The sequence below is a fragment of the Ensifer sp. VA4 genome (assembly GCF_055710065.1).
In genome coordinates, this window is sequence record NZ_JBVQPO010000009.1 from 41,750 (window position 1) to 68,748 (window position 26,999).

The window sequence follows — 26,999 nt, forward strand, 5'->3', positions numbered from 1 at the left end:
CAGACAGTTTATTCGCACGCTAACGCCCTCCAAAGAGACTGACCAATCGAGAAAGCAGTCCCTTTCGGGCCTCCCACTCGATCATGCCGTTCAACACGTCCTGCTCACTTGTGTCGGCGTCGTTCTCACCGGCGCCGGAAGTCTTGGCGGCGTGATCACCGATATCGGCCGTCCAGGCTGTTGGGTCGACAAATGTGCCGGTTGCCTCGTCGAAGACCCATGCCTTCACGCCATCATTGCCGAAGCGGGCCATGCTGTGGCCCCCGCCGGTTGCCGGTTGCCACGTGGGAGCCGGAACGTCTCTCCCGCTTCCGGTCCAGCCGGATGCCGCGGCAACCTCGCTCGCGTTACCGCCTCCCGATATCTGGAGATCAGAAGCGCTGATGCCGGCAAGTTTCATCAGCCGTCGCTCAGCCGGGCTTACGAACAGACCCAACTCTTCGTCGAACACCTCCGCGTCGTTGCGCGTTTCGGGCTGGTTTGCGGCCAACGGCAACCGGCGCTCGCCGATGCCGAGCGTTTCGGCCATGACATCGCCGACTGTATTGTCGGCAGAGTGATCCAACCCGGCCTCGTGACCCATTTCATGGAGCAGGACCGAGAGCAGGTCGAAGCGTGCCTCGGCCGGGCCACCGGCAATCGCCTGCCACTTGCCGTCGACCAGGCTGTACTCCTCGTTATCCTGCGGCGTGAGATCGACGAACCAGCCCCGCCCGGCGGCGTTGCGGTCGATCCTGATTGCACCGAACACGGCTTCGGCCAGTCGGTCGCCCTCGAGATCGACGATCTCAAGGTCGATCGTGCCGAGGCGCGAAAGCGTTGCCGCATCAAGCAGTCCCGATTTCGTCCAGAGGGCGATGGCATCGTCGAGCACCGAGAGCGCCTGTCCTCTGGTAATCTCGCCACCGGCGTTGGTCGCATCGCCCGTCGCCGCCAGCAGATTGGCCGACGTGTTGAAGGCGGGATCGTTGGTGCGGATCTGGAACCGATCGAACGAGCTCGTTCCCACCCGCGACATCGTGCCAAAGCCGCCATCGACCAGGGCCGCATTGAAGCCATAAGTGCCGACGAGGGCGCCGTTCACCTGGATGCTCGTCGAGGCGCCCTTGAAGATCAGCTTCAACGTGTAGTCCACGCCGGCGTCAAGGACACGGCTGAACGACTGATCGACCTTATAACCGCCCTTGGCGCTGACATGGCCGACAAGCACCTTGTCATTGGCAACGTCGAGAGCGACGAACTTGTAGTCGCTCGGACCGTAGCTGTCGAAGACAATGCCGCCGATGCCCGAAGTAGAGAGCTTAGCCTCCAGCTCAAGGTAGGAATCTGCCCTAAGCGTGGTACCGAGGTTGAACGTGTTGACAGCAGCGCCTGCCGCGCCGGTAAGCCGGCCGTCGGCGACGGTCCAGCCTGTCGCGGCCGTCCCCGTCATCGGGAAGCGCCCCGTTCCGTCGAAGTTGTCGGTATAGTCGAGCGAGAGGTTCGGCGGCAGGATCTGGACCGAGAAATTATCCACTTTCGACTTGGAGCCGTCGTTGCCGACGCCGACCATGCCGCGATTAAGGCCGACGGGCACGCCATCCTCGATCCTCGGCGTGAAGGTGTAGCTGAACCAGTTCACGCCCGCGACTGTCAAAGTCACGTTCGTGCCGTTGACGGCCACGAGCACGTCATAGGTTATGCCGGCCTTCAGTTGAACGGGCTTGGTCGACTGGGCGACCTGATGCCAGCCGCTGGCGTCGCGGTAGCCCATTTCGATCTTGTCGTTCGAGATGTTGATCCCGGCCCACTTGAAGTCGGTCGGCGAATGGTAGTCGAAGATGACATAGGAGTTCGCCTTCCAGCCGGCCAATGGTTTCTGCGCCGTGACCTTCGCCGAAATCTCGAAGTAGATCGGCAGATACTGATCGGCATAGAAGACCGCGGCCGCCTGCCCCCATGAGGTCTCGGATTCGACCGACATCATACCGCTCGACACCGTGAACTTGCCCTGGTCGGCGGCGAAGACATCGAGTGTGCCGTCGTTGAAGTCGGCCGTGCGCAGGACGTCACGCCGTCCACCGGGGATATTGCCCGGCTGCGGATCGGTTGGACCGCCGGTCTGGTCTTGCCAGATGCCGTGATCCTTCTGCGTCACTAGCCCGATTTCGCCTTCGACACCGCCCTGGAATTGCGACACATGGCTGTATTGGTCGCTACCATTGACGCTTCCGGTATCGGCGGTGCGGGTGATGTCAACGCCGTCGCTGAAGGCTTGGGCATAGAGGAAGTCGAAGAGCTGCGGCGGCACTTGACGGCTGACCGTCGCGATGCCGAACGGCGCGAAGGGCACGATGTAGCTGTTGAACTCGCCGACCCAATCGATCAGGCGATCGCCACCGGTATTGCCGATCAGGATGTCGAGCCCGGCGCCACCGAAGACGCGGTCCTCGTAAACGGGGTGCGTCTCGGGCTGGTCGTTGAGCCAACCGTCGGTGCTGAGCACGTCATCGGCATTCATGAGGTCGTTGCCCCAACCGCCATAGATGTGATCACGCCCCGTCCCGCCGACGATCCAGTCGTTGCCGAGGTCGCCGAAGATGGCGTCGTTGCCGTCCGTGTTGCGGTCGGCGAAGGCAATCGGTGTGCCATTGGGCGAGAACGCGATCGCGCCATTGACCAACGGTCCTTCGTTGTCCACGAGGTTGAGGAAATACTGGAATTGCGTCTGCGCAGCACCCGACTTCCAGACCGTGCCGTTCGCGTTGAACAGGATCGTCCGGCGCGGATCGTATTCGTCGTAGAGGAAGAATTCGCCGAGTTTGCTCTGCACCGGCTTCGGTGCGTTCCAGGGATCGGTGTCGGCACCGAAGCGCAGAACGTCGCCCGGGTTCCACGGCCGGGTGAAGTCGGTACGCACCAGTCCGACCACGACGCCGTTTTCAAAGCGCTGGGTGTAGCTGAGCTGCAGGGCTTCGCCGCCGCCGACAGCGTCGTCGCCGGCGCCGCCATGGATGAAGTCGTCACCGAGACCGCCGAAGATGATATCGTCGACGACATTGGCGTCGAACAGCGGATCGTCCGCGCCCTGCGCATTTGGCTTCAGGTTATAGGGCGTGAGATCGACGGACTTCCTCAACTGACCGCCGATGTTGATCGTCTCGGTCTGGACCTGCCCGGGTGTATAGATGAACTCGTTGAGCACGTCGCCCTGGCTTGTGCGATCATCGGGGTCGGTGCCAAGGAGCGCCAGGACACCGTAGAGCGGTTCGGCATAGGTGGCGCTATTGCGGCTCGTGAAGATCCGGCCGTCATCGCCGAGGATGCCGTCCTGGCCGGTACCGCCGGAGATCCAGTCGTTACCCCAGCCGCCGATCAGATCGTCGTTTTCGGCGTCGCCGAACATGCGGTCGTGGCCGCCGCCGCCATAGGCGATGTCGTCACCGGTTTCGCCGTGGAACTCGTCATGGCCGCCAATGTCGATCTTCGCCCAGAGGCCGAATTCGTTGCGATAGGCCGGGTTGTTCGGATTGGCCTTCGAGAACAGGTCGGGACGGAAGTCCGGGCCGCCCGGCGTGTAGTCGAGGAGGTGCACGCCGCGAACGACGATGCGTTCGGCACCGGCGCGAGCCGGATCGTTCACATCGTAGTTGAACTGGACGTAGAGCTGCTGGTTTGCCAGCCCGTTCGGGTTGATATCGACGCCATTGATTCCCACGATACGAACGATATTGCCGTTGTCGCCGACCATGGCGTCGGCATCGCGGGCATAACGCGCGGCCGCAAGGGTGCCATCACTCGGAAGGTCAAGGTCGTTGCGGTCGATTTCGCCGCCGGTACCGCCGAAGATGTAGTCGTCGCCGTCAGGCCGTGCATTTGCATCGGTCAGGCTGAAGAACGATGACGAGCCGCCAATCAGGTCGTCCTGGCCGAGGCCGCCGAACAGTTGATCATCGCCGCCGCCGCCCTCGATGTAGTCCTGACCGTCGCTCGCGGCGGCGAAGGATGCGATCACCGTCAATGGACCGATCGGATCGGTAACACCACCCGACGTCCGCGAGGCGCCGACATGCGACGTGCCGGCAAACGCAAGCTCGATACCGCCGTCGCCCTGGACGACGTCATTGCCCAGTTGGCCGAAGATCTCGTCGTGACCTTCGCTGCCGGCGATGTAGTCGTTGCCGAAACTGCCGACTCCGGCGACTCCCTGGTCGAAGGCGAATGTGTGAAGGGTCGCATAGTCGACCGCATACTCGCTCCACCACGGCGCGCCGTCCGGGTCGCGATAGCGGCGTGCAATACCGTCGACAAGCAGGAGACCGCTGTTATCGCCGGTGACGGTGCCGAAGCCTGCAGGGATCGGCCGATCTGTGCGGCTGTAGAGCAGCGCGCCGGCCAAGGTCTGGAAGCGCTTGCTGAATGTGTCGTCCAGCACATTGCCGTCCGCGCCGCCCTGGCGGGTGAGGTAGACGTTGTCGCCGAAGATGCGGTCGTCCTGCTGGTCGCCGTCGAGCATGTCGTGGCCGGCACCACCGACGATCACGTCGCGGTCAAGCCCGGCGAAGACGATATCGTCGGCACCGTTCTGCAGTTCGGCCGACCTGATCGCCGTCACGAGCAGGAGTTCGGTTGTCTGGATCCGCTGTTTGAGGCCGGACGGCAGGTTCGGATCGTCGACGAACATCTCGATGACGCCGTGGTCGGCGAAGATGATGTCGTCGAAATCGCCGAGAACGCCGGCGGCAGCAACCGCGCTCGCACCGTAGCCGAGGTGCGAAGCGCCGTCACCGAAGATCAGGTCGCGGCCTGCCTGCATGAGATCGCGGACCGAGGATTTCACCGGTTTGATCGTGGTGCCGTTGGTGTCGGTGTTCGGGTTGGCGGAAGGCAGCGGGCTGTTGTCGACCGTGTCGATGAACAGCTCGCGGGTGAAGATGTTCACGTTCAGGCCGCTGTCGCCATAGATATGGTCGACGCCGCGGTTGCCGATGATCAGGTCGTCTCCGGAACCGCCCGCGAGATGATCGCCGGCCTGGCTGCCGTAGATGGTGTCATTGCCGGCTCCGCCGTAGATCGTCAGCCCGACGCTGGGCAGACTTCCGCCCGGGACATTTGCAAACAGCGCGCTGGCATCGATGATGTCGTTACCGGCGAGCTTGTAGGGATTGGCAAGCGGGAAGACCCATTCGTCGTCTTCGTTCTCCCCGTCCTGCAACTGCGGGAAGGGATCGAAAGGCTTTTCGCCGAATTCCATGCCGAGCACATTGTGGGCCTGGCCGGAATACCAGATGCCGTCCTGGCTGGTGTCGCCATAGACGACGAGCGGCGAGTTCGGGCCGGCACCACCAGTGACCTTGATGTAGTCGCCGCCGACGCGCTTGCCGCCGTCGAGCGTCACGTCATAGCCAAAGACGGTGAGCGACACACCGTTTGCCGGTGTCAGCGCCACGTTCTGCAGCGTCATGACCGCAGCGGTGAGCGCCTGGATCGTGAACGGTCCTGCGTAGCCGCTGACATAGACCTTCTGGCCGACGTAGAAGCCATCCGCCAGCCAGCTCCCCGCGCTACGGGTCAGGCTGTTGGTGGTAACGTTCATCGTGCCGGAAGCAGTGACCGTGCGTGCTTCGGCGACATGTAGCGACCGTTCGGCATAACTGTTGAACGCATCGGCCGCCAATGTGACGCCGGCCCCCTGCCCGACGTGAGTGTTCGGCGCGCTCAGCACCAGGGCGCTGAGGTCGCCCCAGGTCAGGGCAGAATTCGGCGGCGGCGGCAGGGTCGCATCGACGATTGCAAGGATCGTCCGGGTATAGGTCTCGCCGTCCAGCTGGATGACCTGGCCAACCTGGTACCGATCTTCCGACCAGTCGCGCCCATCGAGGCGGGTCACGACGATCGAGCCACCGCCGGCGCTGGCAATGTTCATCTTGCCGGCGCTTTCGAGGTACATGTTGCCGCCGCCGTGGACGAGCGTCAGGCCGCCATGCACACCCTGCACATAGAAGCTCTTCACCGCATCGTCCTGTGTGGCGAGCAGCGCGCCTTCGAGCTTCAGCGAGAAGCCGTCATCGGAGATCTCGATGATGCGGAAGTCGCGCTTTCCGTTTTCATCGACCATGGTGATGAGATGACCGGCAAGATACCCCTCATCTGCCCACTTGATGCCGTCCTGACGGGTGACGATGCCACCGGTGTAGGTCGGATCGATGCTGACATCGGTGACCACCGTTTGCAGGATCGCATTGGTGACCGGGTTGATGCGGTTGATGGTCCTCGGCGCATCGCTGACCAGCGGAAGCTGGCCGCCGACGACACGCATGGTTGAACCGGAAATCGAGACGATCTGGTACTCGCCCTTGGCGAAGTCTTCGTTGATGCTGATGAAGTCGCCGACCGCAAAGCCGGTCCATGCGCCGCCGTCGGTGCGCACGATGATCCCGCCGGCAATCGTCTGGGCAACGTCGACGGATTTGTTGACGGTGATCACGTCCTTGTCGATCGCAGTGATTGTCAGCGAGCCACTGGCAACGCCGGCAAGCGACGAGCCGCTCAAGACCAGGATCGAATTGTCGTTCGGATCAGCGCCTTCCTCCGGATGCAGCGGATCGATGAGCGCGTCATTGATCGCGACGATGGTCCATGTGCCTGCCTGCCCGGCAATCTGCACGGTCTGGCCGACGAGGAAGCCCATTGCCTTCCAATCGAAGCCTGTGCGCACGATCGTGCCGCCATTGCTGCCGTTCGGCGTCACCGTGAAGGTGTTGGTGACCTGAACGGACGGTGCCGGATCGAGCGTTCCCTGAATGACGAGGCCGTCATTGCCCTCGCCGAGCATGAGGTTGACGACCTCGATGGTGCTCTTCGTGGCGTTGGTGCCGAACTGGCCGTCGGCGCCGACGCTGATCTTGCCGAAGCTGATACCGCCCGGGAAGAAACCGGATTCGCCGAAGGTCGGGTCGCCTGTGACACCGAGGCCGAGACTCAGATCGTCGGCCATGTTGAAGCCGGTCAGCGTCGTCTGCGTCATCAGGCCGTCGACATCTTCCTTGCTGGTGTCGTTGAAGATGTTGAGCACGTCGATCTGCTGTGATTCCGGCGGCTGCGCGCCGATCGCGATCAGGAAGTCGTCCGCTTCGCCCGGCAGTTTCAGGCCGTTTTCCAGCGAGCGGTCGGCACCCGTCGGTCCGCCTTCGACAGCCAGCGGGCCGCGCAACTTCGACAGGTAATGTCCCGACACCGGGAAGACCTTCACGCCTTCACGCGTGACGGGGACCTCGTAGTTCTCGTCCGCCTGCAGGACGACCGTCTGCTGGACAGAGTAGTTCCCCGAATTGAACGTCGCGACCGCCGCTGCGCGCAGCACCTTGACGCCCGAAAGCGTGCTGCCGACCGGCAGCAGCGCCGCATTCTCTGAGGTGATCTGGATCGTGGCATCCTTGGTATCGTTTTCGCCGCGGATGATCGCGATCTTGAAGTTGCCGATAACATTGTCGGCGGCGTCGAAGACGCGGATCCACTGGCCTTCCAGGAAGCCATAGGCGAGCCAGCCGTCCGCATCGTCGGCAAGGCCGGCGATCGTCATCCGATAGGTGAGCGTGCCGTTCTCGAGAACCGTATGGAACTGGATATCGCCGGTAAAGGCACCTTCGCTGGCGAGGTCCGAGAGGATGACGTCGGTAAGCTGGCCGCCGGTACCGAACGTGCGGTCGACCTTGATGAACTTGCCGTCCACCGTGTCGATCGCGGTGATGTAATAATCGCCGGTGTTGCCGCCGGCGTTGCCGATGCGGATCTGCTGGCCGACGAAGAAGCCCTCGTCGACGAAGCTGCCGAGATCGGCGCCCGTGCCGCGCGTGATCTTGCCGTTGAGGCCGTCATTGCTGAAGACGAGGTTGCCGTCGAAAATCTGCGTCGGCCTCAGCCCGCCGATCACCGTATAGCCCGAGCCGGGTGTGACGGCGACACCGTTGACGCTAACGACATCCGCCAGCCCGTCGGTGACGATCGCAACCTGTACGGTGGTGCCGGGCTCCTTCGTCAGCCGGATCGTGTAGTCGTCCGTGTCGCTGCCATCGGCATTGAGCACCGTCGTGCCGCCGCTTTGGAGCACCACAGCGCCCGCCGTGTCGTTGTCGATGACTTCGATATCGACATAGCCAGGCCCGGACCTAAGGTTCGGGAAGACATAGTCGTGGTCGGCGTCGGTCGTCAGCACGTCGTCGCGCTGGAAGTAGATGACTGCCGTGTGCGGATCTTCCCGCGGGATATCGTCACGCGCCTCAACGCCGATGCGGACCGGATCGTCCCAATTGGTGTGGTCGAAGGTCAGTCGCCAGTAGCCGTCAGCATGCTTGTACATGCGGTCGCCGACCGAGTTGAAGGTGTTCGTCGGATCGTCGACATCGAAGATCTGGATATCCTCGTCACTCGCCTCGTTGAGGAAAAGCTTGACGACGATGATGTCGCCTACCTCCGGCGCCGTCTGGAGCTGAATAAGGATTTCATCCGTCAGCTGGGTCGCCGGGCTGCCTTCGATAACGAGAGACCGGCCATCTTCGATGTTCGTGCCGGCCGCGACCTCGGTCACATAGATCCCGGGCGTGTCGTTGTCCCTGAGGAGTACTTCGACATTGCGGACGTCAGCCGCGTCGAAGGGGTCGCCATCGGGGTATTCGGCATCGATATCAATGACGTTGGTGTCGACGCCGCTGAGATCGGAAATCACGCTGTGCTGGATAACGACCACGCGGTCGCCTTCTGCGCGCGGATCGTCAGGCGCATAGACATAGACCGTCTGCGCATTCATCCAGTTGCTGCTGTCGAACCGGAGAACGACGGCACGATCGTTGATGATCTGCAGCACGCCGTTGACGGTGATGACATGCTGGAAGTCGCTGTCGGTGACGATGCCGCCAGGGTTGACGGTGGACAGCCAAATCGTGTCGCCGAGGCCGTTCGGCAAAGGCGCGGGGTTCAAGAGCGTGCCGTCTTCCTCCTCCTGCGGCGAGCGTGCCGCCGAGACGGTGACATAGATCACCTGACCCGCAAGCGGAGCGACCGCAAGCTTCACCGTATAGCTGTCGACATTGACCGGACCGCCTTCGCGCACGGCAGTGAAACCGCCGGTTTCGTCGATGCGGATAATGCCTTCGTCTTCGGAAGCGACGTTATAGTCGAAGCCGTCGACGAGCACGCCGTCATAGAGCGCGTCGCCCGACGTGACGAGATGATCGACAGCGCCGGAGGCTCCTTCGAGCTCTCGGGTCACGATGTCTTCGGTCACGTCGCCGGTGACGTTGATCGTATCGGATCCGAGGCCGCCGATGACGCGATAGGCAACGCCGAAGGCGGTCGACTGAACGAAGAATTCGTCGTCGCCTTCGAGACCGTCGACCTCGACCACTTCGATCGTCGTGTAGCGCACATTGAGGCCGGCGCCGAAAATGCCGCGTTCGGTGATTGCAAAGTCGTCGGCAAATTCCGTGCCGAGGATAACGAGCTTGTCGAAGCCTGTGCCGCCGTCGACGGAAACCGGCGCGTTGACGTTGTACTGGACCTCATCTTCGCCGCCGCCGGCACGGATATCGGGCGCGCGCGCAACGGAGAAGCCAAGCCCGATGATCGGCATCGCGACGCCCTGGTCGTCGCGCACGATCACGTCGTCGGTATAGTCGTCAGGCGTGGAATCGGCATCGGCAAAGTTGATGACGCCATCGCCATTGGTGTCGAGCGTCACGGCCGCCAGATCGTCCTGGTCGATAGTGCCGTCGCCGTTCCAATCCTGGTTGGCGACCGCGGCAATCGCAAAGGCGCGCACGATGAACAGGTCGTTGTTGTCGTCGCCTTCGAGTCTAAGCTCGGCCTGGTTCGAATAGACGCGGAACTCGTCATTGCCGGTGCCGCCCTGGGCGACCAGCGGCGCGCTGATGCCGGGACTCAGCCAGCCGCGCGTCGTTGCGACCATGTCCGGGAAGACATCCTGGGCAAGCAGGCCGCCGCCGAAGAACGGCGTCGCGCCGTTTTCCGGATCGTCGGTGCGCTTGTTGCCGAAAATCTGCCCTATCTGGAAGGAGTCGTCACCCGCTCCGCCCTGAAGCGACACGATGGCCGTCGTATCGTCAGAATAGAAATTGTCGTTGCCACCGAGACCTTCGATGGTGACACGTCCGTTGAGCGCCGTGTCATAGTTGATGCGCGCACTCTCGTTCGAAGGTTCGTTGTCTTCGATCGTGTCCGCGTAGGTCGTGGGCTGCCCGTAGACCATCGCGACGTAGGCGGGGCGATCGGCGGTTTCGTGCGGCAGATAGTTCGCACCGCGCAGCAGAAAGATGTCGTCGATCGGCTTGTTGCCATCGCCGTCCTTGCCGTTGAGGGCGGAGTTGTAACCGTAGATGTTCAGCGCATCGACGCCGTCGTTCGACGACCCGGTGTCGAGCACGTTGATGACGTAGTTGCGGTTGAAGTCCGTGCCGGGATTGCCAAGGCCCGGATTGTTCGAACCAAGCGTGTAGACCTCGTAGAGATCACTGCCGGAGACGCCATCGAGCGTCAGCGTATGCTCGGCGGCCGTTGTCATGTTCGGCGAGGTTTCAGTCGCCGTGTCCTGCAGGTAGTAGACGGTGAAGCGGTCTTCGCCATCGGCAATCGCCGGTTTGAGCGTCTGGCTGCCATAGGCGCGGGTCTTCGAGCCGAGGAAGATATAGCCGGGGCTGCCCTGGCTGTTGGTGCCGCCGGCGCCCGAGGGATCGCCGAACTGGATCGTGTCGACATCGGTATTGCCGAAGATCCAGGTCAGATTCGCGGCGTGCGGCGCACTGGTCTTCGGTGCGGCGGTACCTACGGGGGTGCCGTTGCTCTTGTTGCCGGGCGTTACCGCGGCATTGGCGATGATGCGCCCACGCAGCAGCATGACCGAGCCGAAGCCGATGTCGGCGTTGGCAAGCAGGCTGATGGTTTCGTCGAAGGCGGTGACGTCGCCATAGATGTCGATGCGCTTGGCGGCCAGGATCTCACTGTTCGAGTCGAGCGTGACGTTGTCGCCGACGCGCAATTGCACATTGCCCTTCTCGGCAAAGATCTGGCCATGCGGGATGAGACGCTCGGCATCCGCCTGGAAGGTCGGGAAGGTGGCGCCGTCCTCGGCGAAGCGCGCGCTGCCGCTGTGCACGAGGTCGAGATTTTCACCCTGGACCCCTGTCTCGCGAACGGTAATGCGGATATCGCCGTCATAGGTATGCGCCAGCACGAGGCGCAGGTTGCCGGCGCTTTCGCCGGGATTAACGGGTGCTTCCGCCAGATAGATGTTGTTGTCGGCTTCAAGGGCGACGTCGTCGTTGGACGAGCCACGCGAGGAGTCGATTTCGAGGTCGTTGTTGAAGGCGCCGATGGAGCCGCCGCCATTGGCGTCGAGATCAATGCTCTGGCCGATGAGGTCGGCAAAATCGTCGCCGGCGCCGTTGTTGCGGGCGTCGAGGATCGAGCCGGCGACGGTCCGCAGCGAGATGTCCCTGGTCGTATGAACGGTGTGGACGAGGAGATCGCCGGCAACTTCGTCGAGGAAGATGCCGAGCGTGTTGTCGGCGGTGGTATCGAAGGCCCTAAGCACGCCGAGGCCGCCGACGCCGTTGCGGATGTCGACGTTGATCTCGAGGAAGTCCGTCGGCAGGCCGATGCCCCCAAGCGGCGAATTGATGTCCAGCAGCGTCGGGTTGAGAACCTGCGCGGCCACTTGTGCATGGTTCGGATTGAAGAGACCGACACCGGCCGCCATGGTGATGTTGCGGCCGGCGACGTCGGCTTCAGCGTCCCCCTCCGTCAGACCGCGCGCATCGAGAATGCGTCGCGGCGAATAGAGCAGTACATCCGAGGCGGTCGACTTGATGCGCTCGACGCGCATGTCACCGGTCTTCTCGCTGAGCGCGATGTAGCCGTTGGTCACCACATCGATGTCGCCGTTACCGGCAATCTCGGTGATCCCGAGCACGTTGATGGCTGTGGCGCTGGGGTCGGAATTGGCCGCGGCGACGATGATGTCGCCGCCAGCGGTCACGGCGCCGGCCTGGAGACCGGGCAGAGTCCGGCTGCCAGTCGCGGGATCAATGCCGCGGAAGTCGTAAGTGGAGGCGATCGGCGTATTGCCTGTTGCGAACACGCCGCGGCTCAACTCTTCCGGGTCGCCGCTATCCGGCCTGAAGAAATTGTAGTGTGTGAGCCCGGCAGCCTGGCTCGGCGCCTTGACGAGCACGCCGCCCGAGGCGCCGGCGCCGGCCTGCTCGATGCTCGCCTGCAGCAGCACGTTGGCGGTATCACCGGCGCTGATCCGGTCGATTTCAACAACGTAATAGCCGCCGCCGAGGTCTTCGCGCAGCAGGGCCTTGAGGTCGAGATTGACATTCTGGACGGCATCGACCGTGAAGGTCTCGGCCGAAATCAGGCTGTGCTGGTTGGTGAGCGGCCCGCTCGGCGAAAGATTGATCGCAACGCCGGCAAGGGCGTTCGCCAGCGTGCTTGCCAGCCTGACGCTCAGGCCGTCGGACGAGGCGATGACATAGTAGTAGCCACCATCGACGAGCCCGCCGATCGCGGTGCTGACCGCGTCGTAGCGAACCAGCTGGCCGGTGTAGAAGCGGTTTTCGTGCCCAAGGAAGATCTGCTCCGTCAGGCCACTGACGCGGCCGGTATCGAAGCTGATGAGTTGTGGCAGGCCGGCACTGTCGACGATGTCGACATTGACGCGGTTTCCGGTCGTACCAACGTTTTCCTCGGCGCGGATGTTAAGGACGTGTGTGCGGATCAGGGACTGACGGCCGTCGCCGCCTGTCACGCCGCGGTCATTGGTTGCGAATACGGATCCGTCGGTATTGACGATCGAAGTGGTCCCGATCGGGTTTTCGATGGTGCCGTTGATGTAGATGTCCGACCGGCCACCTGTGTCGGTGATCTCGATTAGCGTCGGCGCCACCTCGCGTTCGATGTTGAAGGTGAGCGTCACGGTCTTCGACGGATTCAGCCAGGCAAGCGGTTGCTCGTCGGTCACGACGTCGATGTTGTTGATGATAATGTCCTTGTCGGACTCGTTCCGGATCGTGACGCGCTGCAACGTGTCGCGGAACGTCCAGGTACCGCCGGAACCGATCATCTCATCGGAATCGAAGACGACGTCGCCCGGACCGGGATTGACGATATCGTTGACGACGATGTCGTCGCTCTGGATCGTATCGCCCTCACCTTCGCTGCTACCGCCGCCACTCGCGCTGTCGTTAACAGTGACTTCGACTGCAACATCGATCTGGCCATCGGCGCCGATGACGAGTTGCTTGACCACCAATTCGGGCGAACGTCCGGAAAGGATCAGGACATCCGAATTGAAATCGATCTGTTGCGGCCGATCGTCGGGGCTGCTGCCATCAGAGCCGCCGGCGGCAAGCGAGCGCTTGCTGTGATCCGCATCGTCCGTCTGAGAAATTGAACCGTTGACCGTGGAAGCATAGAGCGCCAAATGTTCGCTCGACGCCGCCGGCTCCTGCGGATAATCCGGATGGCCAAGCACGGCATCACTGTTATTACGCGGGCCGGCGGTCACCAGAGCGCCGGCGGCACCGAATATCTTCGACGCCACGTCCGTATCGTTGTGCGCATCGGAATCGACGAAGCCGAAGAGGCCGGTCGCGCGGGCATAGGACTTGGCATGGGTCTTGACGTTGTCGTAGCGCGTGACGAGATCGACACCTTCCCAGCCGGTCAGTTCGGAATCGGCATTGATATGAACTTCCGCCTTCGGACGCGCCGTCAGCGTGCTTTCGGCCTGGCCCTCACCATAGAAGCCTGCGCCGCGGCCGTCGCTGCCTGAGAAGACATCGAAACGTCCGACTTTCGCGCTGGCAACTGCGCGTTTGGCGCTCAGAACAGCCCGATCACCGAGGGTGGTGATGGTATCGGCTTGATCCAGATCGGGGTTCGGATCGGCGATACCGATATAGACATGGGTGATGGCGTCGCCATCGCCGCCGAAGCCGATACCCGAGCCGGTGGATTTCGCGGAGACGCCTGCTTCGGAGTAGGCCGTCAGTTTTGCAAGCTCGCCGGAAACGACGATGGCATCGGAGCCGATCGTTGAGGCACTGTTGTACTCGATCCAGACAACGGTCGTCGGTGAGGCGACGCCAACTGCCCCGCCGGCGCTTGCGTGCGATGAGGCGCCGGTGTTGACATTCGTACTGGAGGCAACGGTGAAGTTCTTGCCTGCGACAATACGGGTGCCGTCGCCAACGGAGGCGACGCTGTTGACGTCCTGGTAGCTGTTGGCGTCGGCATCGCCGACAGCGACGAAACCGCCGGTGCCGTTGACCGCATGCGCCGTTGTATTGGTGGTGGCCGATGTGTTGATCGAGACATCGCCGCTGGTCGTCACAAGCGTTGCCGCGATGGTCGCGGTTACGTTCGGGTTGCTGGTGATATTGGCGTCATTGCCGTTAACGCCGACAAAACCGCCACCGGAGCCCTTCGAATAGGCAGAAGAAACGCCATCACCCGATTGCGGTGCAATTTCGCTGAGAGGCACCCGGCCGGGGCCGAACAGGAATTGCCCCCCAGCCGCCGAGGTCACGGCATCGTTGAGATCGATGCGCAGTTGTTGCTCGCTGGTTGCATCGCTTGAGATATCGACAGCCAGCGCACCAATGCGATGGTTGGCATAGGGACCAGCGAGCCCGGTCGGCGTCAACGTCATCTGCGTGCCGCCGGTCGGCGCGTCCCACAATTCGAAAGTGTCGTCGCCGGGGCCGCTGATGCCACGGACGTAATAGGTGTTGCCGTCCTCAAGCCCGCCGATGGGCAGATTCTTGGCGTTGATCAGCAAATGGATATCGTCGGCGGTCTTCGCCTTGTTGGGCGTGAGCGTGATGATCGACTGATCGAAGGTCTTGGTGAGCGTCGTTTCCGTGACGCTGTTGACGACTGACAGGATCAAGGTGCTGCCGCTGACGCCGGTAACGGTGTAGGTGCCGCTGTTGGCCCCGCCGCCGCTGATAAACAGGGTACCGGTTCCAAAGCCGAAATCGGCCCAGTTCTCGCCATCAGTGCGGATGATCCGGTCGCCGGCCCCGTTGCGGACGAACTGAACCTGTTCGGTGACGACGTCGTTGCGCTTCAGTTGGATCGTGGTCGAATTGACAACGTGGACGCGGTAGGTCTCGCCATCGGACAGCCCACCGATCGCCGTTCCCGGCGCTCCCGTTTCCGTTTCGACATTATAGACGACGTGCTCGCCCTCGCTGAACCCATGGTTCAGCGCGTTACCGTTGTCGTCGAAGAAGCGAATGTTGTTCTGCGTGCCGTCGTCGATCGGCGAACCGTCGGGATTGAGTGCCGTCGGATGGACGTCGACCTGCCGGCTGACGAAGGTCTTGGCGTCGGGCGCGTCATAGGTGACGGCCATGCCATTGGTGAACCCATGACCGGAGATCGTGATCTGATTGCCGGCGATATCGTCGGGTTGGAAGTTCTTGAAGTAGTTTTGCGGGTTGACCGCCTTGTCATGCGTATTGACCAGTTTGATATGGGATTCGTCGATAACCAGAACGTAGTAGAGATTGCTTTCGGTCAGGCCGAAGCTGTTAACCGTCTCGTCGGGACCGGCGTAGTAACGCACGGCGTCGCCGCTGATAAAATTGTGCGCGCCCTGGAAAGTAATGATTTCGGTTTCGGAATCGATGCTTGCGGCGTCGAAAGTCGAGCCGAAGTATAGCTTGTTCGGGTCGACATTGCCGCCGTCGACGACGTTAATCACATTGTATTGTCGATTGACCGCGGGATCCTGCGGATCGGGCCAGTTGAGGCCGGGGATCACCGCGCCGCCGGCGCCCGCATCGTATTCGACGGTATCGCCCGTCACGAGGCCGTGGTTGTTGACTGTGATCGTGTTCGCCACTCCGTCGGCGTCGACGACCGCATAGTCGGGCTGCGTCCCAGGAATGGGCGCGGCAATCGCCTCGACGGAAACGTCGCCCGTCGCATTGATGACGCTGCCCGTTCCAATGCTGCTGGAGACGGTCGGGCTGACATTGGTGGTCGCGTCGGAGTCGCCGGCGCCGAAGACGCCGCCGATCGTCACGCCGACGACCTTGGAATCACCTTCGGTGTTGGCGAGGGCCTTCAGGCGAATATGGCGAGCCGACTGGATGGATGTGTTGTTGCCGATGGTCGCGGCAACGGATGACGGGCTTGCGGTTGCCGTGGCGCTGTTGAGCGTCAGCGCCCCGAGGACGCCGCCACCGGTTGCTTCCGCAACGGCAAGCGCGCCGTTGATCGCAAGCGCGTCGACCCCGATGTCGCGGACCGAAACGATGTTGGCGTTCATCGATGCATTCGACTGGCCGTTGGCGACCGCCTCGGCATCGGTTGCACCCACCGCAGCCGCACCGAAGGAGTTTGCCTCGGTATTGGCGACCGCGTAGTTGCGCAGCCGCGACTTGATATCGATGTCGTTGGTGATCGTCAGGGCACCGCCCGCGCCGATCGAAGCGGTTACAACGGCATTGGACCTGGCGGTGGGCACGGCGCCCTGGCCGCTGAACAGACCGCCGCCCGAGGCTTCCGCGAAGGCCTTGGCGCCGCGATCCGTGGCGGTCGCACCGGAGAAGTTATGGGAGGCGAGGATGACGATGCCACCGGCCGAAATGGTCGAACCGCCGGCAATCAGCGCACTTGTCGTCGGCACGACATTGACGGTCACGAAGCTCGTGCCCACAGCGCCGAGACCGATGCTGAGCGCGAAAACGTCACCCTTGGCATTGTGGCTTGAGAGCGCTTCCAGCGTCACCGCGCCAGAGGCATCGATGTTCGCGCCGCCAAGGATCGAGGCTTCGATGTTGGTCTCGACATCAATCAGCGCGAAATTGAAGGAGAGGCCGAGCGCACCGCCGGCGAGCGCAAAGGTCTTCGCCTTGGCGTCGACGGTCGAATCCGCATGCACGGTGATCGCGCCCACGGTGTCGGTCTGGCCAATATGGCTACCGGACCCGATGGTCGCCAGAGCCTCGATCGTGCTGTCGTCCGTATCACCGATGTTGAGGTCGACATAGGACGCGCCGGCCGCCAATAGGCCTGCCTGTATGCCCGTCGTCGTGACGTCCAAATCCTGCGTATTCGAAGCTGAGACCGATAGCAAGCTTGCGCCATCCACCACGGTTCCGTCGAGCAGGCGCGCCTGTACGCGGCTGGTATCGTTGATAACGATGACCGAAGCCCCGAGGCCGACAAACCCGCCCTGGAAGGCGACGGTGGTTACATCAATCTCTTCGTCGAGTTCAGCTTCGACCTTGATCTGGTTGCCGGCCTTGAGATTGCCGCCTGCCTTTGCTTTGACCTGCTCGGACACATTGAGAACGGTCACCGCTGCGCCGGCGCCGACCAGGCCGACGGCGGCGTTGCCGATCAGCAGATCGACCTTCACGTTCTGGCGCGAAACGACCAGGATATCATGGCCGGCTTGCACCTCCGCACCGGCTTCGATGGTCGCAGTGGTGCCATGCTCCTCACTCGTCGGGGCCAGGGCAGCATTCAGGTCGGCGGCAGAGAAGAACGATGGATCGCTCAACCGGTTCGATGCGCCCTGCATATTGTCCCGGACGCGGGAATCGGCTGTACGCGCATTTCCGTCGCCGGTGAAGCCGGTCATCTGACCGGTCAGTTCGCCGACGCCGCCGTCGGTCTTTTCGCCCGCATCGGCGGCTGCATTGTCGCCACTGCCTGTGGTGGCATCGCCGGACGTGCTTTCCTTCTCGTTTTTATAGTCGTCGCTGAAATCCTGGCCGATCGACCAGACGGAGACCGACGCGCCGAGGCCGACGACACCGCCGACGCCGCTGAACGCGAAGCCCTTGAGGACCTGGATCGAGTCCGCACTGACCGCGACATCGTTGCGCGCCAGGACGTCGACATTCGCGCCGATCGAGGCTGTTGTGTCGTTCTTGATGCTGCCGAAGTCGATGCCGCCACCAATGCCGACGAAACCGACGGCTGCCGAACCGGCAAAGGAGGTGATGCGAACATCATTGGCCGCGTTGACGTAGACTCCCTGCCCGAGGCCGACAGCGGCCGGATGAAGTTGATAGTTGGCAAAGCCCTGGTTGATTGCAGCACCCGCACCGATGGCGGCGAAGGTATCGGAATCGATGATGGTCACGCTGACCGCGCCGGCTATGCCGACATAAAGCCCGCCCGCGCCGGCAACGGCGATATGGGTGACGACTTCGGACGATTGCGCCTGGACGATGACGCCATGGGCCTCACCCGAAAGCGTCGAGAAGCCGGTTGGGTCGCCACCGCTCGTGGCGATGTTGCCGTTGTGCACATTCGCGATGCCTGCGCCGTTGGCGCGCGCATCAATGGTGGCGTTGGCGCCAATCGTCGCCTCGGTGTCCTTGGTGACGTTAACGACGCCGACGGAGCCTGCGGCACCACCGCCGGAAAGGCCGATGGCAACTGCGCCGGAAACGATCGTGAACTGGGAGTCGTCCTTCGCCATGACGGCGACGTCGCCACCGGCTTCGACGGTCGAATCTCCGATGCGCGCAAAGGTGTCGGCATCGATCGAGACGACCGAGACACCGCCGGCAAGGCTGACCGCACCGCTGAGTGCCAGACCGGCGGAGACGACGAGAACCTTCTCCTTCGCCGTCGCGATCACCGCCACGTCATTGTTGGCATCGACCAGCGTGTCGTCGCCGATCGTCGCCGTTGTTTTCGTCGTAACCACCGACACGTCGACCGCAGGCGCGGCCGCAGCCGAACCGCCGAAGGCGGCACCTGCGCCAACACCGAGATGGCTGAAATCGCTGGCCGCAGCGACGAGGACGGACTGCGCTCCATTGCCGCCGCCGCTCATGTCCTGATTGATACGGGCGCCCTCGCCGATCAGCGCGGTGGTCGTCGTGTTGAGGACGTTGACCGCCGCACCGACGGCGACGCCGACGGAACCGCCGCCGCCAACGCTGATCGCTGCCGTTTCGATATCGTCCTTGGTGGTTGCCGAGACCGCGACCCCACGGAAACCGCTGTCGACAGAGGCTGTTGCAATCCGCTGCTGGGTCAGGCCCGGATCGGTCGGCGTCCCGTCATCGCTGTGATCCTGGTCGAGGTCGTTGAATTGTCCGAGGCCGCCGCCTCCTTCCTTGACCGGCACGCCCGCTTCGAGGCTGTCCTTGCCGACCTCGCCGTCGGTCTTCGGATCGTAGCCGTCGCCCATGCTTTGCGAACCGGCAAAGCTGATGTCGAAGCGGCCGGTGCGTGCGGCCACGCTGTGCTGGCCTTCGCCTGTCACGCGCGCGTTTTCTCCGATGAACGATTCCGTCACCTTGTCGACAACCGCGACGCCGGCAGCAACACCAACGCCGGCGCTGCCGCCAACGGCGACGCCGCCAACGATCAGGTCGAGTTCCGTTTCGTCGATCGCCTGTACCAGCACGCTGCCAAGGGCGCGCACGTCGGTCAGGCCCGCATTGGCGATACCGTCGAGCGGATCGTCACCGATGAAGGCGCGGGTGGTCATGTCGAAAACGAAGACATCCGCCGAAACGGTGATGCCGGCCGTGGAGGCACCGCCGGCCGCCACCGAGAAGGAACCAATGTCCTCGTTGCTGGTTGCCTCGACTTTGACGTTGCCGTCAGCGTCCATGTCCATGCCGGAATCGATCGATGCCTGCGTGGTCTTGATCAGTGTCGCGATATTGACGCCGGCACCGACCGCTGCGCTGCCGCCGGACACCGCAAGCGATCCGGCGACAGTGAGCAGATCGGTCTCGCCATAAGCGTAGACCGCAACACCCGGATCGTTTGCACCGGACTGGGCGGTCACCGCCGTATTCGAGCCAATGCGCGCGATCGTCGTTTCCGTCAGCACCGTGACGGCAACAGAGCCAGCCACGGCAGCGCTGCTGGTCGATACACCGCCGGCGGCGGCGATCGTGGTCACATCCTCAGTCGAGATCGCGGAGACATCGAGGCCGGCCGGTCCACCGGTTTCGACGTCGGCGTGGCCGAGAATCTGTGCCTTCACATCGTCGATGTGAACGAAGACCGTGCCGGCGATACCGATGCCGGCGCCCTGGCCGAAGGCGACGCCGCCGGCGAGCGCAAAGATCTTGGCGTCACCGGTTGCCTTGACGGAGACATTTCCGCCGGCATGAAGTTCAGATTTGTCGAGTGCCGTTCCCGTCTCGACATAGGCTTCGGTGGAGGTGTCGAGCACGACGACACCGACGGAGGCGGCAACGCCCGAGCCGCTGAGGCTCAAGCCAAAGGTGGCGGCAATCGAGGTGATGGTGTCGAACGAATCCGCATTGACCAGAATATTGCCGGCAGTCGCACCGAGGTCCGCGGTTCCGCCGACCCAGGCGCTGGTGTTGCGAATGATGACGTTCACGTCAAGCCCGATGCCGACACCGGCATTGCTGCCGCCGGACAGTCCGATGCCGCCAGCACCGCTAACCATGGTCAAGATGTCGGTCGCTTCGACGGTCACGCCGCCATCGCCGTCAAAGTCGGAGCCATCATTGATGAAGGCATGCGTCTCCATGAAGATGACGTTGACGCTGGAGGAGCCACCCACCGCCGTTCCGTTGCTTGCCGCAACGCCGGCGGCAAAGCTGGTCACCGCCAGATTGCCGATGACAGGAAGGCTCTCGATAATCGGCAACAGCTCGGCATGCGCCGTGACACCGATCGCGCCGGTAGCCTCGGCATCGACGCCGGTTCCGACGTCGGCCTTGGTGTTGAGATCGTTGACGATGTTGATGGAGACCGCGACGCCGACGCCGGTGCTGCCACTACCGCTGCTGAGCGCCGCACCGCCGGCGATGCTCTGCATCTCGTTGACGCTGACTGCATTGATGGCAATGCCACCGGCATTGGCGTCGAGATCGGCATTGTTGCCGATGACCGCACTTGAATTGACGTCGAGATAGTTGATCGCGACGGAGCCGCCGACGGCTGTATTCTTCGACACGGCGCCGGCCAGTGCCCGCGCCTGGAAGGTATTCCTTTCGCCATCGGCCGTGACTGCCCGTACCTTGATCGAGCCGGCGGTAAGGTCGGCGCCGGAATTGACCTGCGCGGTATTGTCGAGCAAGGCGATGTTGAGGCCGACCGCGGCGGCGACGCCGGTGTTGGCGCTGGTATTGGTCGCCGTCGCCGTGCCGAGTGCGCGCGCGTCGGTGGTCATCGTCGCTTCGATTTTCATCGCACCCGAGGACCCGATCACGACATTGCTTGCGATCGTCGCGGTGTTGTCGCCGTCGAGGAAGTTGACGGCGATCGTTGCGGCGACGCTCGTCCCGCCCTGTGTCGACTTGCCGGTCTCGTTCGTGCTCTTGCTATCGGCGGTGCCGAGGCTGCTACTGCCAGATTGGGTCGGCGCCTTCGAGCCGCCACTCTGGTTCTGCGCCATGCTCGTCTGGTTGCTGGTCTCCTGGTCGGAGTTCGCCTTCGAGGTGTCGTTACCCTTGGCGCTGGCCTTGGATTCTGCCTTCGTGTCGAAGGTCGACGTGGCAGTGACGCTGACATTGTTGGCGCCGGAGAAGTTTCTGCCGACAAAGGCGTCGTTGGTCACTTCCGCGATGTTCAAAGCGAGCGAAATGCCGACACCGACATTGCTGCCTGCCGCTTCGCCGTCGCCGAGCGTATGGATCGTGCTGGCATGGGTCGTCTGCGCGGCGAGATTGCCGGTGAGCGTGATCGCGCCGCCGGCACCCGTGCCGATATGCGTATCCGTGTCGTTATCCACGTAGGCGACTGCAATTGCGCCGCCGACGGCGGTGTTGCCGGCTGCGCCGGCCTTGGCCGTGGTGGTGACCGTATCGTTCGAGGTGGAAAGAACCTGGAAGTTACCGGTATTGCCGCTGACCGTTTCGCCGTTCTCGATCCCGGCGAAGGTCGTGTTGAGTGAAATTCCAAGCGCTATCGATGCGCCGACGCCGGTGCTTCCCGAACCGCTGCCGGCGCCATGGGCGGTCGCCTCTGTCGTTGATTTGGTTGTGTTGGTCGCCTGCAGGCCGACATCGCCGCCGGTGAGCGTCACGGTCGTCGTGCCGCCACCGCCGTGGTCGAAGCCGATCGTGCCGAGCGTGTTGGTGGTCGCAACGCTCAAGGCAAACGAACCCGCCACGCCGGTGTCGCCGCCGCTCGCACCTGACGTGGATTTCGCACCGAAGTTGTGCTCGGCATTGCCGCCGACCGTCTTCATCGTCGCCGAAGCCGTGAGGCCATCGGCCGTGATATGGGCGCCTGCCCCGACCGAGGCTTCGTTCCGCATGGTCGCGACGTTGATGGCAACGGCGACGCCGACGCCGGTGCCGCTGCTCGTGGTCGTTGCCTTGCCGTCGCCCGTGGCACTGGCATTCATGTTGTTGGAGGACTGGAGCAGAAGCGCTCCGGTGCCCACGCCCTGCCCGGCAATGATCGTGACGCCATCACCGATCGACGCGACGGCAAGCGACGAAGACACGTTGAGGGCGAGTGCGGCGGCGACGCTCACCTGGCCGCCGCCCGTGCCGCCCTGGCTTGTTGCGGACTTGTCGCCGGTGTTCGTCTTGCCGGATTTCTCATTGGCGAGCTGTTTTTGCTTGTTCTTCTGGTCGTCGGCGGTCGTGTTGCCGCTCGTGTTTTCCTTGTCCTTGTCGGCGCCGGCGGCGCTGGCCGTGGCTTCGGCCTTGCTCGCACCATCGCCATGGGCCGCAAAACTGACATTGCCATCGGCGGTAATGTTCCGGGCGGTGGTCGCAGTCGCGCTGTCGTCGACAAACGCCAGCGCGATTGCCGCACCGACCGCCGTGTCGCCGGCAAGCGCATCGCCCAGTGCCGAGGTCGTGCTATCGCCATGGTGGGTCGCGGTGGCGCTGAAGGCGCCGTCGAGGTCGATAAGACCGCCGGTGCCGAGCTTTGCCTCCGTCACATTGTCCGCAACGGTGATCGCAATTGCGCCACCGACGCCGGTACCATCTTCAGCTGCCGCACCGGATTCTGCCGTCGTGGTGGTCTTGTGGCTGCCCGTGGCGCTGAGCGTCAGGTCATCGAGGCCAGTTAGGACGGCGGAATTCTCGACCTTGGCCGACGCCGTGTTGTCGGCCGCATTGATCGCAAAGGATGCACCGACACCGGTGCTGGCGCTCTCGGCATCCGCTTCGGCGACAGCACTGCTTTCGGACGTGTTGGAGACCGTCAGCGAGGCGTCGTCGCTGCTGAGCGTGACGCTGGCCGAAGGTCGAATCGCCGCTTCTGCGGTGGCATCCGAAACGTTGAGCGCAAACGAGCCGGCAACGCCGGTGTTGCCACCGCTGGCGCCGGAAGTCGAATGTGCTTCGAAGACGTTCTTCTGGTCGCCGTCGACGTTCTTCATCGTGGCAGACAGCGTGACGCTGCCGTCAGCATTGACGATCGCGCCGCTGCCGATGATCGCCTTGTTGCTCATATCGGCGACATTGATCGCCACTGCAGCACCGACCGCCGTGCCCGAGGTTTCGCTTTCGAGCGTCGCGCTGCCATCGGCGATTGCCGAGGCGTCCATGTTGTTTTTCGCTTGCAGGCTCACGCCGCCGGTTCCGGCGCCATCCCCGGCCCTCACCGCGCGGCCATCGCCAATGCTGGCCAGCGCTTCGCTGTCGGAGACGTTGATCGCAAGGGCGGCGGCGACGCCGACATCGCCACCGCTGCCGCCGCCGGTATTAGCGGTCTGGCTCGTGCTGTCGGCATCGCCGGATTTGCTGTTGGCGAAGGCGACCTGCTTCTGTTTCTGCTGGTCGGCCTTGGTGTTGCCGTCGGCGGATTCGTCGTTCTTGTCGGCACCCTTTGCGCTTGCCTTGGCTTCCGCCTTGCTGGAGCCGTCGCCCAACGCAGACAGGCTGACAGAGCCGTCAGCACGCAGATTCCGGTTGGTGGTCGAGATTGCACGGTTGTCGACGAAGGCAAGCGCGATCGCCGCGCCGACAGCGGTCGAACCGATCGCGGTGCCGTCAGCCGTGGCCGTGCTCAGCCCATGATGGGTCGCCGTTGCTGAAAAATCTCCTGTTATGTCGAGCTCGACGTCGTCCGTTCCGAGCGAGGCGCGGGTGGTGTTGTCGATCACGTCGATCGCCACTGCGCCGCCGATGCCGGTGCTGCCACCGGTGCCGCCGGCTTCCGCCGTCGTTTCGGATTCATGGCTGCCGGTTGCCGAAAGTGTCACGTCTTCTGCGGCCGTGACCGTCGCCCCGTTTTCGACGAGTGCGCTCGTATTGTTGTCGATGACGGCAAGCGCTACCGAACCGCCGACGCCGGTCTCACCGGCTTCGCCGAGATCATCGCCGTTCGGGGTCGCGGCGGTCTCGGCATGGGTGGTCGACGAAGCGGTGAGGCTGAGGTCCGCACCATTGAGGTCGACCGAGGCGCCCGCTTCGATAACGGCCTCGACGTCGGCCATGATGATGCTGATCGCGAGAGCGCCGGCGACATTCGTTTCGGCGCCGCCAGCACCGGCTTCCGCCGTCACGACGAAACTGTCGCCGGCGTTCAGCGTGGCATTGAGGTTGACGGAACTTGCCGTCAGGTCCGAAGTTCCTGCGACATAGGCGCGGGTGGTAACATCGGCAATGCCGAGCGCGACAGCCACGCCAACGCCGGTCCCAGCGCTGCCCGTGGCCGAGCCGTCTGCGGCTGCCGTGACGCTCTCGGTGGAGGTCGCCGTCAAGCCAAGGGTGGTCGCAGAAACTAGGGTCGAACTGTCGACATAGGCCTCGGTCGTGGTCCGGTAATCGGAAACGGTCACCGCGCCGGCGAAGGTAATGTCACCGCCACTCGTCGTGGCCTTGTCCGAGGTATTGCTGTCCTGGTTCGGGTCGGCGAGCCGCTTCTCGGATTCGTTCGAGCCGTCGCCCTGGTTCGAACCGCCGGCGCTGGAAATCGCGGTGGTACTGACATTGCTGGTCAACGTCGCGCTGAAGGCGACGGAATCGGGCAGGTTGCCACTATTGGCGTTTAGCGCGGAATTGCCCGACATATAGGCGCGCGTTGTCGCGTTCACTTCCGAAACAGCAACGCTGGCACCCTTGGAGCCGGAGCCGCCATCTGCGGTCGTCGTCAATGCGAGATTGGTGTCGGCGGTCAGCGAAACAGCGCCGGATACGTTGAGGGCGCTCCCGCCCAGCACTTCGGTGATGGAATCGCTGAGAACAACTGTCACGGAAACCGCGGCATCCTTTGTCGTGTCGTTCTCGCTTGCATCGCCTTCGTCGGCTGCGGTCAGCGAAACGCTGACCGAACTGCCGGCCGAAAGGCTCGCAGCCGTCAGCGTGCTGTTGTCAAATTTGATCCTCGCCTCCGGCAGCACGGTGACGATGACGCCTTCGAGCGGCCCGACTTCCGCGGTCGAAGCCGAAACGGTCGCATCCGCCGTCGCCGAGATCTGCACAGCGCCAGAGGCGGTGATGGTCGCACCGCTGAGGTCGATGATCGCCTCGGGTGTCGCGAAATAGGCGCCGCCTGTGATTTTGCCGTCGTCTTCGGCGAGCGCCACAAGGGTAACCGTCGTCGCCGAAACATTGCCTGAAACCGTGATCTTTTCGGCATGAATCGCCAAGGCGCCGAATGTGTTCGCCCCCTCGATCAGGACTTCGTCCTTGCCGTCATCGCCGGCCGTATCGGCAGCGCTTTCGCCAAAAACGGTAAGGCTCGCAGCCCCGAGGTTGACGCCCGTAACCGTCAGGACATCCTTCGACAGGAGCGGGATGCCGAGGTCTGCGCCAAGTTTGATCGTCAGGCTGTTGGTGGGCTTGGCGAAGGTGACCTCCTCGAAGGTCGGGATCAGCGACAGCGACTCGAGCGTCAGAGTGCCGTCACCGTTGTCCTTCAGGCGTGCTTCGTCGTCGAAATCGCTGGTCGCAATAATGCGATCGGCGACGACCGTATTGTCTGTGATCGGCTCCAGGCCGTCGTAGCGCAGAACCTGGCCATCGCGGGTGATCGTGCCGGAGGCGGGACCGGTCGCAACGTAAGTGACGGAATGGAAGACACCGCCATCGAGAACGAGGCTGTCGAAGCCACCGGCGCCGCCGTCCATGACGCCGGCCAGTCCGCCGCCGGCTGAAACGAAGAAGGTGTCCTCGTTGTCGGCAGAACCTCTGAGATTCTCAACCTCGACGAAGGACACCCCTGAAACGTTGCCGGAATTCAGTCCGGTTATGTTCCAGTCGGTATCTTCCGGCGGTCCGATTACCGCGTCGCTTCCTGCACCGCCACTCAAGAGAACCTTGCCCGAAATGGCGTTGTCGAAGCCGTTGTGAACGAAAGTGTCGTCGCCGGCTCCAGTGTCGATTGTCAGCTTCAGATTGGGCGAAGCAAAGGTGTAGGACACCAGCGCGCCGTCATTGATGCTGTCGAGCGTCGAGAACCCATCTCCGGGCGTGCCGGCATCGCTGAGGCGCAGAGTCTGCCCCTCACCGGTCACGTCGGCAAAGATCCGCTCCTGCGCAGTCGTGGCATCGGTCACGGCCGAGACGCCGCCGATACCGATCCGATGGCTGATCTGGCCGTCTACGGCGGTGAACACGCCGGACTTCGCGCCATCGGCCGCGAATTCGACGAGATCGAACAGGCCGCCGGTCAGCGAGAGCTTGTCGTCGCCGTCACCGCCCTGAAAATCGATATCGAGCGCCTGAAGGAAATCCGTGCCAAAATCGATTGTCAGCGTGTCGTTCGCCGCCGTGCCGGTCACCCGGATATAGTCGATTTCCGCAGCGTTCCGCTGCGCAACGAGGAGGCTCGACCTGTTGTCGTAAACCTGGACCGTCTGGATGAGATTGTCATAGCGCAGGCTGTAGTCGGCGCCGCCATCGCCGACCATGTCCACCGCAAAGGGCATGATATCGGCAGACAACAGGTAGCGAGGCTCAAGCGTCTCGAGCGCGAGCCCGGACAGATGGGTGGTTTCCGAGCGCGGTGTGAAGCCTCGCGCCTTCCTGCCACCGAACCACCGGAAAAGGCGTTCGACCATA

General features: G+C 63.1%; 1 protein-coding gene. It reads right to left on the bottom strand.

Annotated features, from left to right (window positions below; genetic code table 11):
• Nucleotides 1-19 precede the first annotated feature (19 nt).
• Entirely contained in the window at nucleotides 20-26,998 is a 26,979-nt protein-coding gene (locus AC0C6X_RS16880) for an LEPR-XLL domain-containing protein (protein ID WP_472954160.1), read from the bottom strand.
• Between the last annotated feature and the right edge of the window lies 1 nt (nucleotide 26,999).

Excerpts from the sequence above, each read along its gene's own strand:
- AC0C6X_RS16880 (WP_472954160.1), bottom strand. The coding sequence starts at position 26,998 with ATGGTCGAACGCCTTTTCCGGTGGTTCGGTGGCAGGAAGGCGCGAGGC.